This window comes from Paenirhodobacter sp. (genome assembly GCF_041916475.1).
Taxonomy (GTDB): Bacteria; Pseudomonadota; Alphaproteobacteria; order Rhodobacterales; family Rhodobacteraceae; genus Rhodobacter.
In genome coordinates, this window is sequence record NZ_JAYRZN010000026.1 from 18,686 (window position 1) to 31,245 (window position 12,560).

At 68.6% G+C, this 12,560-nt stretch carries 11 protein-coding genes; 7 read left to right on the forward strand and 4 right to left on the reverse strand.

Features of this window, described 5'->3' with window-relative positions; all coding sequences use genetic code 11:
• Positions 1–87: 87 nt before the first annotated feature.
• Complete coding sequence (locus ACOMG5_RS11820) at positions 88–1,371, reverse strand: O-acetylhomoserine aminocarboxypropyltransferase/cysteine synthase family protein (RefSeq protein ID WP_420344004.1); 1,284 nt, start codon at positions 1,369–1,371, stop codon at positions 88–90.
• 529 nt (positions 1,372–1,900) lie between these two features.
• Between ACOMG5_RS11820 and ACOMG5_RS11825 the strand changes: the two genes are divergently transcribed.
• Genes ACOMG5_RS11825 through mnhG form a run of 6 tightly spaced genes read left to right on the forward strand, consistent with a single transcriptional unit; the run spans position 1,901 to position 7,856 of the window.
• Positions 1,901–4,780 (forward strand): monovalent cation/H+ antiporter subunit A, encoded by a 2,880-nt coding sequence (locus tag ACOMG5_RS11825; protein WP_420344005.1) that lies wholly within the window; start codon positions 1,901–1,903, stop codon positions 4,778–4,780.
• Positions 4,780–5,121: a Na+/H+ antiporter subunit C gene (locus tag ACOMG5_RS11830; protein WP_420344031.1), complete on the forward strand. Its 342-nt coding sequence runs from the start codon at positions 4,780–4,782 to the stop codon at positions 5,119–5,121. The genes ACOMG5_RS11825 and ACOMG5_RS11830 overlap by 1 nt, the downstream gene beginning before the upstream one ends.
• On the forward strand, positions 5,118–6,758 hold the full coding sequence (locus ACOMG5_RS11835; RefSeq protein WP_420344006.1) for a monovalent cation/H+ antiporter subunit D: 1,641 nt from the start codon (positions 5,118–5,120) through the stop codon (positions 6,756–6,758). Before ACOMG5_RS11830 ends, ACOMG5_RS11835 begins: the two co-directional genes overlap by 4 nt.
• Complete coding sequence (locus ACOMG5_RS11840; RefSeq protein ID WP_420344007.1) at positions 6,755–7,240, forward strand: Na+/H+ antiporter subunit E; 486 nt, start codon at positions 6,755–6,757, stop codon at positions 7,238–7,240. The genes ACOMG5_RS11835 and ACOMG5_RS11840 overlap by 4 nt, the downstream gene beginning before the upstream one ends.
• Complete coding sequence (locus tag ACOMG5_RS11845; protein WP_420344008.1) at positions 7,237–7,518, forward strand: K+/H+ antiporter subunit F; 282 nt, start codon at positions 7,237–7,239, stop codon at positions 7,516–7,518. Before ACOMG5_RS11840 ends, ACOMG5_RS11845 begins: the two co-directional genes overlap by 4 nt.
• Positions 7,515–7,856 carry a monovalent cation/H(+) antiporter subunit G gene (gene mnhG, locus ACOMG5_RS11850; RefSeq protein WP_420344009.1) on the forward strand — a complete coding sequence of 114 codons (342 nt, stop codon included), beginning with the start codon at positions 7,515–7,517 and terminating at the stop codon, positions 7,854–7,856. Before ACOMG5_RS11845 ends, mnhG begins: the two co-directional genes overlap by 4 nt.
• Positions 7,857–7,927: 71 nt before the next feature.
• Here mnhG and ACOMG5_RS11855 read toward each other — a convergent pair whose 3' ends face one another.
• A complete protein-coding gene (locus ACOMG5_RS11855) occupies positions 7,928–8,356 on the reverse strand; it encodes a MerR family transcriptional regulator (RefSeq protein ID WP_420344010.1) in 429 nt (142 codons plus the stop codon).
• A gap of 76 nt (positions 8,357–8,432) precedes the next feature.
• On the opposite strand from ACOMG5_RS11855, the gene ACOMG5_RS11860 reads away from it, so the two are divergent.
• Positions 8,433–10,628 carry a heavy metal translocating P-type ATPase gene (locus tag ACOMG5_RS11860; RefSeq protein ID WP_420344011.1) on the forward strand — a complete coding sequence of 732 codons (2,196 nt, stop codon included), beginning with the start codon at positions 8,433–8,435 and terminating at the stop codon, positions 10,626–10,628.
• On the opposite strand, the gene ACOMG5_RS11865 is transcribed toward ACOMG5_RS11860, so the two are convergent.
• Both ACOMG5_RS11865 and ACOMG5_RS11870 read right to left on the reverse strand, forming a co-directional pair.
• Positions 10,629–11,018, reverse strand: coding sequence for a YybH family protein (locus ACOMG5_RS11865; protein WP_420344012.1), 390 nt, complete (start codon positions 11,016–11,018; stop codon positions 10,629–10,631). It abuts the gene before it with no gap.
• Positions 11,018–12,400, reverse strand: a complete 1,383-nt coding sequence (locus ACOMG5_RS11870; RefSeq protein WP_420344013.1) for an FAD-binding oxidoreductase — start codon at positions 12,398–12,400, stop codon at positions 11,018–11,020. Before ACOMG5_RS11870 ends, ACOMG5_RS11865 begins: the two co-directional genes overlap by 1 nt.
• Between the last annotated feature and the right edge of the window lie 160 nt (positions 12,401–12,560).

A 12,560-nucleotide genomic window follows, 5' to 3' on the forward strand; every position in this document is an offset into this window, starting at 1 on the left:
TGGTAGAGCAGATTTCCGCCCTTGAAAAGCCATACGCGACACAATGAATGGGGAGCCGGGTTGATCCGGCCCCCAGATGTTGCCAATTCAGGCAGTTGCCGCGCTGAGGGCGCGATCGAGATCGGCGATCAGGTCGGCGGCGTCTTCCGTCCCGATCGAGAGCCGCACCACGTTCGGCCCGGCGCCCGCGGCCACCTGCTGCGCTTCGGTGAGCTGGCGGTGCGTGGTCGAGGCCGAATGGATGATCAGCGAGCGCGTATCGCCCAGGTTCGCGACATGGCTGAACAATTTCAGGTTGTCGACCAGTCGCACGCAGGCCTGATAGCCGCCCTTCACCGCCACGGTGAACAGCGCGCCCGCACCCTTCGGGCAGATCCGGCCGACGCGGTCATGCCAAGGCGAGGAGGGCAGGCCCGCATAGGTCACATAGTCGATGCGCGGGTCGCGCTCCAGCCATTCGGCCACCGCCTGCGCATTCGCCACATGTTTCTGCATCCGCAGGCTCAGCGTCTCGATCCCCATCAGCGTGTAATGCGCGCCCTGCGGGTTCATCGTCATGCCGAGGTCGCGCAGGCCGATGGCGATCGAATGGAACGTATAGGCCATCGGCCCGAGCGCCGCATGGAACACCAGCCCATGATAGGCGGGCTCCGGTTCGCTGAGCGAGGGGAACTTGCCGGAAGCGGACCAGTCGAACTTGCCCGAATCCACGATCACGCCGCCCGTCACCGTGCCGTTCCCGGTCAGGTATTTCGTGGCCGAATGCACGACCAGCGTCGCGCCATGCGCGATCGGGCGGCACAGATAGGGCGAGGCCAGGGTATTGTCCACGATCAGCGGCAGGCCGACCCGCTCCGCCACCGCTGCCACCGCATCGAGATCTGTGATGTAGCCGCCGGGGTTCGAGATGGATTCACAGAAGATCGCGCGGGTATCGTCGTCCACCGCCGCGGCGATCGCCTCGGGGTCGTCGAAATCGACGAAGCGCGGGCTCCAGCCGAAGCGTTTGATCGTCTGGCTGAACTGCGTGATGGTGCCGCCATAGAGCCGCGTGGAGGCGACGATGTTCAGCCCCGGCCCCATCAGCGGGAACAGCGCCATGATCTGCGCCGCATGGCCCGAGGAGCAGCACACCGCCCCCGCGCCGCCTTCCAGCGCCGCCACCCGGTTCGCCAGAGCCGAGACCGTGGGGTTCGTCAGGCGGGAATAGATGTAGCCCACTTCCTGCAGCCCGAACAGCCGCGCCGCGTGATCGGCGTCTTTGAAGACATAGGCCGTGGTCTGGTAGATCGGCACCTGGCGCGCGCCGGTGGCCGGGTCGGGCTGGGTGCCGGCGTGGATCTGCATCGTGTCGAAGGAATAGTCGGTCATCATCTCCTCCCCTGGAAATCGCGCGGAGCCTAATGCGCGCGGTCGCCCCGCGCAATGCGGCACGCACGCCCCCCGGCATGGCGGGGTTCGGGAAGGGCCTCCGCCTTCAGGCTGCCCGCATCCGGTGCCAACGGCGCCCCGCACGCGGGCAGCCCTGCGCCGATCCCGGCAGATACGGATCTCCATCCGGCTGTGCGGGCGCCGCGCCCCACTGCGCCTGAACTCGGGTGAGGGCGGCCCTGGCGCGCCATCCCGCGGCCTCGGATGCGGCATGCGCCAGAGCGGCCCGGCTCGAAAAGCCCCGCCCTTGCCGCGCCGGGCGAGAAATAAATCTCGGAATTTTCGAAGCAAACGGAAATTTTATGACCGGGGGCGGTTGATTCTCCGGGCCGTGCTGGGGCAATTTGGGATCAGTTCCTCAGCCAGGCAGAGCGCGGCTATTTCGGGGCGGCCCCGGGGCGATGCCCCGCCGCCCGCGCGCCGGTGGCTTGTGGCCTCATGCACCCTCGGGAAAGGATATCCGCCGCCGATGATCGAACAGAACCTGCTCCTGATCCTGGTGCTGCTGCCGTTTCTCGGCGCGATTGCGGCCGCGACTCTGCCGGTCAATGCGCATAATGCGGCGGCCTGGCTTTCGGGTTTCACCATGGTGGCGGGCGGGGTGATCCTGACGGGGCTCTACGGCCCGGTGATGGCGGGGGCTGTGCTGCGCAGCCAGGTCGAATGGGTGCCCGCAATCGGGCTGAACCTCGATCTGCGCATCGACGGCTTTTCCTGGCTCTTCGTCACGCTGGTGCTCTCGATCGGGGCGCTGGTGGTGCTTTATGCGCGCTACTACCTCTCGAAAACCGATCCGGTGCCGCGGTTTTATTCCTTCCTGCTGGCCTTCACCGGGGCGATGCTGGGGGTGCTGGTCTCGGGCAACATCCTGATGCTGGTGGTGTTCTGGGAGCTGACCTCGTTCTTTTCCTTCCTGCTGATCGGCTATTGGGTCGGCAATCCGAATGCGCGCGACGGGGCGCGCACCGCGCTGGTGATCACCGCGGGCGGCGGCGTCTGCCTGCTCGCCGCGATGCTGCTCATCGGGCAGATCGTTGGCAGCTACCGGCTGGAAGATGTGCTGGCGGCGGGCGATACCATCCGCGCGCACCGGCTCTATCTGGTGGTGATCTGCCTGTTCCTGCTTGGCGCCTTCACCAAATCCGCGCAGTTTCCGTTCCATTTCTGGCTGCCCGGCGCCATGGCCGCGCCCACGCCCGTATCGGCCTTCCTGCATTCGGCGACGATGGTGAAGGCCGGGGTGTTCCTGCTGGTGCGTTTCTCGCCCGCGCTCGGCGGCACCGATATCTGGTTCTATGTCGTCACCGGCACCGGCATGGCGACGCTGGTCATTGGCGCGGCGATCGCGCTGTTCCGCCACGATCTGAAGGGCCTTTTGGCCTATTCCACCATCAGCCACCTCGGCCTGATCACCGCGCTCGCGGGCATCGGCGGCCCGGCGGCGATCCTGGCCGCGATCTTCCACATCGTGAACCATGCCGTGTTCAAGGCCTCGCTGTTCATGGCCGCGGGCATCATCGATCACGAGACCGGCACCCGCGACATGCGCCGCCTGTCGGGCCTGATCCGGGTGATGCCCTTCACCGGCGCGCTCGCGATCGTCGCGGCCTCCGCCATGGCGGGCGTGCCGCTGCTCAACGGCTTCCTGTCGAAGGAGATGTTCTTCGCCGAAGCGGTGGACTGGCACAACGGCACCTGGCTCGACGATGCGCTCCCCTGGCTCGCGACCCTGGCCGGGGTCTTCGCGGTGGCCTATTCGGCGCGGTTCATCTTCTCCGTCTTCTTCGGGCCCCAGGCGCGGGATCTGCCGAAGGCCCCGCACGAGCCGCCAGCCTGGATGCGCCGCCCGGTAGAGGCGCTGGTGCTGATCTGCCTCGTGGTGGGCGTCGCGCCGAACCTGCTCGGTGAGGTGCTGAACACGGCGCTGGCTTCGGTCACCGGGCCCGGCACGCCGCATTACGATATCGCGATCTGGCACGGCTTCACCCGGCCGCTGCAGATGAGCCTCGTGGCGCTGGCGCTCGGGGCCGGGCTCTATGCGCTCACCGGCCGCTGGGTCGCTGCGGGGCCGGAGGGGCTGCCGCTGCTGCATGTGATCCGCGGCCAGAAGATCTACGAATGGCTGATGCTGCGGCTCAGCTGGAAATGGCCGCGGCTGGTCTATAATCAGGTCTCCACCGAACGGCTGCAGCCGCAGCTGAGCATCCTCGTGCTTCTGGCCATCGTCTTCGCCTTCGGCGCGCTCTGGGGGCATGACTGGATCGGCCCCGGCCTGCGCCAGACCCCGCCGAGCCTCGCCTTCGCGCTGATGTGGCTGGTGGGGGCGGGCTGCGCGGTGGCCGCCGCCTGGCAGGCGAAATACCAGCGCTTCGCGGCGCTGATCCTGCTCGGCGGCGCGGGCACGGTGACCTGCCTGACCTTCGCCTGGTTCTCCGCGCCCGATCTCGCGGTGACGCAACTGCTGGTCGAGGTGGTGACGACGGTGCTCCTCCTCCTCGGGCTGCGCTGGCTGCCGAAGCGGCGCTCGGAAATCACCGCCGACAGGCTTTTGCCCGCGCGGGTGCGCCGCGCGCGCGACCTGGTGATCGCCGTGGTCTCGGGCACCGGGATTGCCGCCATCGCCTATGCGGTGATGAGCCGCCCGCTGGTGCCCAATATCGGCGACTGGTTCCTGCGCAACGCCTATTACGAGGGCGGCGGCACCAATACCGTGAACGTCATCCTGGTGGATTTCCGCGCCTTCGATACCTTCGGCGAAATCACCGTGCTGGCGATCGTGGCGCTCACCGTCTATGCGCTGCTGCGCCGCTTCCGCCCGGCGCCCGAATCCATCGCCGCCCCCGAGCAGCAGCAGGGCTCCACGCCGAAGATGCTCGGCAATTACCTCCATGTGCCCGGCGTGATCATGCAATACATGTTCCCGGTGCTGATCGTGGTCGCGGCGGATCTCTTCTTCCGCGGGCACGACCTTCCGGGCGGCGGCTTCTCGGCCGGGGTCACCGTCTCCATCGCGCTCCTGCTGCAATATATCGCCACCAATGCGAAATGGGTGGAGGCGCGCATCGTGGTGCTGCCGATCCGCTGGATGGGCTTCGGGCTTCTCATCGCGGGGGCGGTGGGCATGGGGGCCTGGCTCTTCGGCTATCCGTTCCTCACGGCGCATGCGCGCTACATAGACCTGCCGCTCATCGGCAAGACCCCATTTGCCACCGCGATGCTGTTCGACCTCGGCGTGTTCGCCACCGTGGTCGGTGCGGTGGTGCTGATGCTGATCGCGATCGCGCACCAGTCGCTGCGCGCGGCGCGGATGCGCGAAGCCGAGGACGAAGACGAAAAGGAGGCCGCGTGATGGAGCTGGTCCTCTCCGCCGCGATCGGGATCCTGTCTGCCTCCGGCATCTGGCTGCTGCTGCGCCCGCGCACCTTCCAGGTGATCATCGGGCTCAGCCTGCTCAGCTATGCGGTGAACCTGTTCATCTTCTCGATGGGCCGGCTCACCGTGGGCGTGCCGCCGATCATGCCCAAGGGCGGCTTCGTCGATCCGACGCGCTACGCCGACCCATTGCCGCAGGCGCTGGTGCTCACCGCCATCGTCATCAGCTTCGCGACCACCGCGCTGTTTCTGGTGGTGATGATGGCCTCGCGCGGCATGACCGGCACCGACCATGTCGACGGGAAGGAAAAGGAATGATCGCCGCCCAGCACCTGATCATGGCGCCGATCGTGATCCCGCTGATCACCGGGGCGCTGACGCTGCTCTATGACGAACGCCAGCGGCGGGCGAAGCTGGGCCTCAGCCTGGTCTCGGCGCTGGCGCTGCTCATCGTCTCGGTCGAGCTGATGAGCCGCACCAAGGGCGCGGGCCTCGCAGGCGGCGGCGAGACCACCTTCTACCTGCTCGGAGACTGGACCGCGCCCTTCGGCATCGTCATCGTGCTGGACCGGCTCGCCGCGATGATGGTGATGCTGACGGCGCTGCTCGCGATCCCGGTCCTCATTTATTCCGGCACCGGCTGGCACAAGCAGGGCCCGCATTTCCATGCCATGTTCCAGTTCCTGCTGATGGGGCTGAACGGCGCCTTCCTCACCGGCGATCTGTTCAACCTGTTCGTGTTTTTCGAGGTGCTGCTGGCGGCCTCCTACGGGCTTTTGCTGCATGGCTCGGGGCAGCTCCGGGTGCGCGGCGGGCTGCACTATATCGCCATCAACCTCGCCGCATCGCTGCTGTTCCTGATCGGGGTCAGCCTGATCTATGGCGTCACCGGCACGCTCAACATGGCGCATCTGGCCAAGATCGTGCCGGGGCTGCCCGCGTCGGAGCTGCCGCTGTTTCGCACCGGGGCGGCGCTTCTGGGGCTGGCTTTCCTCGTCAAGGCCGGGATCTGGCCGCTGTCGTTCTGGCTGCCCACCGCCTATATGGCCGCGGCCGCGCCGGTGGCGGCGATGTTCGCGATCATGACCAAGGTCGGCGTCTATGTCATCTTGCGGCTCTCCATGCTCACCTTCGGCGTCACCGCCGGGGCCTCGGCGGGCTTCGGCGCCGAGGTCCTGATCGCGGGCGGCGCGCTGACGATGATCTTCGGCGTCGCCGGTACGCTCGCCTCGCAGGGGCTCGGGCGGATGGTGGCGCATCTGATCGTGCTCTCCGCGGGCACGCTGCTGTCGGTAACCGGGCTCGCGCTCATGGGCGGCGGCGAGAAGATGCTCGGCGGCGCGCTCTATTATCTCGTGAGCTCCACCCTCGCCTCAGGCGCGCTGTTCCTGCTGATCGAGCCGATGAGCCGAGAGGAAGGCGGCATCGCCGCGCTGCTCGCGCTCACCGCCGATGCCTATGGCATCGACCAGCCCGAGGAGGACGGCGCGCCCGAAGTGGGCCTTGCCATTCCCGGTACGCTAATGGTGCTGGGGCTGAGCTTCGCGGGCTGCGTGCTGGTGCTGGCGGGGCTGCCGCCGCTGTCGGGCTTCATCGGCAAGGTGGCGATGCTCTCGGGGCTCCTTGGCAATCCGGCGCTGCCGCCCTGGCTCGGCTGGGGCTTCGGCGCGCTCCTGCTGCTCTCCGGCTTCGCCACGCTGATCGGGCTCGTGCGGATCGGGATCCAGACCTTCTGGGCCTCCGATGGCGCTGTGCCGAAGGTCTTCGCGCTCGAAATCGTGCCGGTGATCGTGCTGCTTTCCATGCTGGTGCTGATGACGCTGAAGGGGCAGGATACGCTGCGCTATATGGAGGATACGGCGCAGGCGCTGCTGAACCCCTCGGTCTATGCCAACGGCGTGCTGGCTGCGCCCTCGGTCGAGCAGGAGGCCGCGCGCCAGGAGGTGGTCCAGTGAAACGGCTGTTCCCGCATCCGCTGATGACGCTGGCGCTGCTGCTGATGTGGCTGCTGCTCACCCGCTTTTCGCTCGGCCAGCTCGTGCTCGGCGCGGCGGTGGCTTCGGTCGCGGGCAAGGCGCTGGCACTGGTGCAGCCCGAGGGGCCGCCCCTGCGCAAATGGTGGAAGGTGATCCCGCTCTTTTTCGTCGTCGGGCATGACATCGCGCTCAGCAACCTGAATGTCGCGCGCCGGATCCTGTTCGGCCTCGGCGGCGAGGGGCGCGGCTCTGCCTTCCTGCGGGTCCCGCTGCGGCTGCGCCATCCCGCGCAGCTTGCGGTGCTGGCGCTGATCATTACCGCCACCCCGGGCAGTGTCTGGGTCGATTTCGACCCGGAGAGCGGAGACCTCACCCTGCATGTGCTCGATATCGGCGAGACCGATTGGGTCGCGCTGATCCGCGAACGCTACGAACAGCCCCTGATGGAGATCTTCGGATGAGCGCCACGATCCTGTCTTTCGCCCTCGTCTATGCGCAGGTGACGCTCGCGCTGTCGGCCTGCCTCTGCGCCGCGCGGCTGATCCGCGGCCCGCGCGCGCAAGACCGCGTGCTGGGCGCGGATTCGCTTTATGCCTGCACGCTCCTGCTGTTCGTGGTGACGGGGATGCGGATGAACACCGGCTTCTTCTTCGAGGCGGCGGTGGTGATGGCGGTGATGGGCTTCGTCACCTCGGTCGCCTTTGCGAAATTCCTGTTCCGCGGCGAGGTGATCGAATGATCCCGCTCTGGCTCGCGCTGCTGCTTTCGGCGCTCCTCGTCATTGGCGGCACGCTGGCGCTGATCGGTGCGCTCGGCCTGTTCCGGCTGCCGAGCTTCTATCAGCGCATGCATGCGCCCTCGCTCATCACCAGCTGGGGCACCGGGGCGATCATCCTCGCCTCGATGGGCTATTTCAGCTGGCTCGACGGGCGCCCGGTGCTGCACGAACTCATCATCGGCGTCTTCGTGATGATCACCACGCCGGTGACGATGCTGCTTCTCGGGCGCGCCGCCGTGCAGCGCGACAGTGCCCAGAGTCTGTCGGAGCTGGCCGCGCCGCCGAAGCCGAAGGACTAGTCCGGGCAGGGAGCCTGCCCGGACGGACGTCTCGCGCAGCCGGAGCGCGGGGGCGGGCAAGAGGCAGGCCCTTACGCCTCCGTCTGCGCGTGGTCATGCGCGCAGAGCGTATGGTCCCCCAGAACCTCGATCACCCGGCAATCGCGGATCGCGCCATGCGCGCATTGCGCGACCATGCGCTCCAGCTCCCCCTCCAGCGCGCGCAGCTGCGCGATCCGCGCCCGCACCGCGCCAAGCTGCGCGCGCGCGATGCCATCGGCCGCCGCGCAGGATTGCTCGGGCCGGTCCGAGAGCGACAGCAGGTCGCGGATCGCCTCCAGCGGAAAGCCCAGCTCGCGCGCATGGCGCACGAAGCGTAGCCGCTCCAGCTGGCCCTTGCCGTAGAGGCGCTGGTTCCCGGCGCTGCGCTCCGGCGCGGGCAGCAGGCCGATCTGCTCGTAATAGCGGATCGTCGGCACCTTCACTCCGGTCGCCTCCGCCAGTTTTCCGATCGTGCGCATGAAACGCCCCTTGAAGCTATAGTTGCTAGAGAGATTAGAGTGTGAGTCGGCTGGATCAATAGGGCCGGAGACGAGCATGGCAAAAGACGAAATCCACTGCGAATGGCAGGTGACGGGGATGGACTGCGCGGGCTGCGCGCAGAAGGTCCGCGATGCGGTCGGCCGCCTGCCGGGGGTGCAGCAGGTGAATGTGCGGCTGATGTCGGAGAAGCTGACGCTCACGCTCGATCCTTCGGAGACCCCGCGCGAACGGGTGGAGGAGGTGGTGCGGTCGCTGGGCTATGGGCTGGGAGCGGGTGCGCCTGCGCACCACGATCCCCACGATCATGATCACGGCGGGCATGACCACGGCGCCGGGGATCATGAAGCCCAAGATCATGAAGGCAAAGATCACGGGGGGCACTCTGCGGGCGGGCATGGCCACGATCACGGGCCGCTGGATACCGTCTGGTACCGGAGCGCGAAGGGGCGGATCCTGCTGGCCACGGGGGCGGTGCTGGCGCTGGCCTGGGGCATCGGCTGGCTGGTGCCCCGGCTGGGCGATGCGGCGTTCGTTCTGGCCTGCCTGCTCGGGCTGATCCCGGTCGCGCGGCGCGCCTTCGCGGCGCTGCGCCTCGGGCAGCCCTTCACCATCGAGGCCCTGATGACCATCGCCGCGGTGGGCGCGCTGGCCATCGGTGCGGCCGAGGAGGCGGCGGTGGTGGTGTTCCTCTTCGCGCTCGGCGAGCTCCTTGAAGGGGTGGCGGCGGGGCGCGCGCGGCAGGGCATCCGGGCGCTGTCGGCCCTTGTCCCGACCGAAGCCCTGCTGGAGGAGGGCGACACCGCCCGCACCGTGCCAGCCGCCACGCTGGCGCCGGGGCAGGTGGTGCGCGTACGCCCCGGAGACCGGATCCCGGCCGATGGCGAGATCGTCGAGGGGCTTTCGGGTGTCGATGAGAGCCCCGTCACCGGCGAGAGCGTGCCGCGGCTTTGCGGGCCTGGGGATGCCGTCCATGCCGGGTCGATCAACACCGAGGCCGCGCTGCGCATCCGCGTCACTCGTGCCGCCGCCGACAATACCATCGCGCGCATCATCCGCCTGGTGGAGGAGGCCGAGGAGGCCCGCGCGCCGACCGAGCGCTTCATCGACCGGTTCAGCCGCTGGTACATGCCCGCAGTGGTGGGCGCGGCGCTCCTCGTGGTGCTGGTGCCGCCGCTGGCGATGGGGGGCGATTGGGGCACCTGGCTCTATCGCGGGCTGGCGCTCCTGCTGATCGGCTGCCCCTGCGCGCTGGTGATTTCGGTGCCCGCGGCCATGGCCTCGGCGCTGGCCACGGGGGCGCGGCGCGGGCTGCTGATGAAGGGCGGCGCGGTGGTCGAAACCGCGGCACGGGTGCGCCATGTGGCCTTTGACAAGACCGGCACGCTCACCCGCGGCACCCCGGTGGTGACGGATGTGATCTCCGCCGATCCGGCGGAATTGCTGCGCATCGCCGCCGGGGTGGAGGCGGCATCGAGCCATCCGCTCGGCCGCGCGATCCTCGCCCATGCCGCGGCGGCGGGGATTGCGCCCCCGCCCGCGACCGAGGCGCGCGCGATCCCGGGCAAGGGCGCGGTGGCGCTGATCGCGGGCGCGGAGGCCATGGTTTCGGCCCCCGAGGCCGCGAATGCGGAGGTCACGGCGTTGCAGGCCGAGGGCAAGACGGTGGTCACGGTGCACCATGGCGGGCGGATGCTCGGGCTGGTCGCGCTGCGCGACGAGCCGCGCGCCGATGCCGCCCAGGCCATTGCGGAGCTGCGCGCTATGGGGCTCGGCGCGACCATGCTCACCGGCGACAACCCCCGCACCGCCGCTGCGATCGCAAGCGGCCTCGGGCTGGAATACAAGGCCGGGATGATGCCTGAGGACAAGCTCGCCGCGATCCGCGCGCTTTCGGCCGAGGGCGGCGTGATGATGATCGGCGATGGCATCAACGATGCCCCGGCGCTGAAGCAGGCCGATGTCGGGGTGGCGATGGGCTCGGGCACCGATGTCGCGCTGGAAACCGCGGATGCGGCGCTCCTGCGCGACCGGGTGCGCGACGTGCCCGCCCAGATCCGCCTCGCGCGCGGGGCGATGGCCAATGTCCGTCAGAACATCGCGATCGCGCTCGGGCTGAAGGGGGTGTTCCTCGTCACCACGGTGCTCGGCATCACCGGCCTGTGGCCCGCGATTCTGGCGGATACGGGGGCAACGGTGCTGGTCACGCTGAATGCGCTGCGGCTTTTGCGCTTCGATCCGGAGCGCGGCTGATCAGGCCTCGACGACGAACTGCGCGGCCACGATCTCCCAGCCGCTCTCATAATGGCCCATCGTCGCGCAGAGCAGCGCGCCGATGCGGCCCGCGTCGGTGCCATCGGCATTCACGATCCCCGAAAGCACGAAGCGCTGCGAGAGCACCACCACCTCGGTGCCCACCGGCCGCACCCGGGTCTTGCCCGTCACCAGGCGCGCGCGGGAGAAGGCGCCCGCAAGCTCGCCCGCAAGCAGCTCGGCGATCTGGTCGCGGCCCTCGGCGATACCGCCGGTCAGGCTCAGGAATTCCGCATCCCGGGTGAACAGGTCGGAGAGCGCCACCGCATCGCGCGCGCCCCAGGTATGGGCGAAGGCGCGCGGCAGCTCCTCGGGCGATGCCAGCCCCATCAGACCGGCTCCGCATCGGGCACGACCTTGCCCGGGTTCAGGATCCCCTTCGGATCCAGCGCGCGCTTGATCTCGCCCATCACGTTCCAGGCCTCGCCATGCTCCTCGGCCATCAGGCCGCGCTTGCCAAGGCCCACGCCATGCTCGCCCGTGATCGTGCCATGCATTTCCAGCGCCATCGCGGCGAGATCATGCGCCAGATCGCGCGCGGTTTCGAGCTCCTGCGGGTTGTCGCGGTCCAGCAGCAGGATCGCGTGGAAATTGCCATCGCCGACATGGCCCAGGATCGGCCCCACCAGCCCGGCGGCGGCGATCATGTCGCGCGCGCGCTCGACCGATTCCGCCAGCCGCGAGATCGGCACGCAGATATCCGTCACCAGCCCCATGCAGCCCGGGCGCGAGGCCACGCAGGAGGAATAGGCCTGATGGCGCATCTTCCACAGCCGGTTGCGGTCCTCGGTGGTGGTGGCCCATTGGAAATCGGCGCCGCCCATCTCCTCCACCACCTCGCCGAAGCGGCGGCTGTCCTCGGCCACAGCCGATTCCGATCCGTTGAACTCGATCAGCAGATGCGGCTTTTCGGGCATCTGGGTGCCGTTGATCTTGTTGAACACCCGCGCGACCTCGGCATCGACGAATTCGATGCGCGCCATCGGGATGCCCATCTGGATGGTCAGCTGCACGGTTTCCACCGCCGCCTCCAGCGTATCGAAGGCGCAGACCGCGGAGGACACCGCCTCGGGCTGGCCATGCAGGCGCAGCGTGAGCTCGGTGATGATCCCGAGCGTGCCTTCGGAGCCGAGGAACAGCGCGGTCAGATCGTAGCCCGAGGAGGATTTCACCGCGCCCGATCCGGTGTGGATGATCCGCCCGTCGGCCAGAACCACCTCCAGCGCGGCGGTATTGTCGCGCATCGTGCCGTAGCGCACCGCGGTGGTGCCGGAGGCGCGCGTGGCGGCCATGCCGCCCAGCGTCGCATTGGCGCCCGGATCCACCGGGAAGAACAGCCCCGTCGCGCGCAGGTCGTCGTTGAGCGCGACCCGCGTCACCCCGGGCTGCAGCCGTACCAGCCGGTCCTCGGTATCGGTCTCGAGGATCTTGTCCATCCGCGACATGTCGAGCACGACGCCGCCCTGCACCGGCAGCGCATGGCCCTCGAGCGAGGTGCCCGCGCCCCAGGCCGTAATCGCCACGCCCTCGCGCGCGCAGATCTTCACGATCTCCGAGACCTCGGCCGTGGTCTCCGGCCAGGCCACGACATCGGGCGGCGTGAGCGGATACCAGGTTTCCGAGGCGCCATGGGCGTTGCGGTCCGCGCGCTTGGCGCTGAGCCGGGTGCCGAGCAGCGCTTCCAGCGCCGCCACTGCCTGTTCGAGTGCCATGTTCTCCTCCGATGCTTTTGACCTGTCATAAGCCCGAATGCGCGGCGGGAAAAGAGGGCGGCGCCCCGGGGCCGCGCGATGCTGCCGATGGGGCTGCCGATGGGGCGCGCCTGCGGTCCGATGCCGCGACGCAGCAAAATCGTTTCGCAATCGCGCCATT

Excerpts from the sequence above, each read along its gene's own strand:
- ACOMG5_RS11820 (WP_420344004.1), bottom strand. The coding sequence starts at position 1,371 with ATGACCGACTATTCCTTCGACACGATGCAGATCCACGCCGGCACCCAG.
- ACOMG5_RS11825 (WP_420344005.1), top strand. The coding sequence starts at position 1,901 with ATGATCGAACAGAACCTGCTCCTGATCCTGGTGCTGCTGCCGTTTCTC.
- ACOMG5_RS11830 (WP_420344031.1), top strand. The coding sequence starts at position 4,780 with ATGGAGCTGGTCCTCTCCGCCGCGATCGGGATCCTGTCTGCCTCCGGC.
- ACOMG5_RS11835 (WP_420344006.1), top strand. The coding sequence starts at position 5,118 with ATGATCGCCGCCCAGCACCTGATCATGGCGCCGATCGTGATCCCGCTG.
- ACOMG5_RS11845 (WP_420344008.1), top strand. The coding sequence starts at position 7,237 with ATGAGCGCCACGATCCTGTCTTTCGCCCTCGTCTATGCGCAGGTGACG.
- mnhG (WP_420344009.1), top strand. The coding sequence starts at position 7,515 with ATGATCCCGCTCTGGCTCGCGCTGCTGCTTTCGGCGCTCCTCGTCATT.
- ACOMG5_RS11855 (WP_420344010.1), bottom strand. The coding sequence starts at position 8,356 with ATGCGCACGATCGGAAAACTGGCGGAGGCGACCGGAGTGAAGGTGCCG.
- ACOMG5_RS11860 (WP_420344011.1), top strand. The coding sequence starts at position 8,433 with ATGGCAAAAGACGAAATCCACTGCGAATGGCAGGTGACGGGGATGGAC.
- ACOMG5_RS11865 (WP_420344012.1), bottom strand. The coding sequence starts at position 11,018 with ATGGGGCTGGCATCGCCCGAGGAGCTGCCGCGCGCCTTCGCCCATACC.
- ACOMG5_RS11870 (WP_420344013.1), bottom strand. The coding sequence starts at position 12,400 with ATGGCACTCGAACAGGCAGTGGCGGCGCTGGAAGCGCTGCTCGGCACC.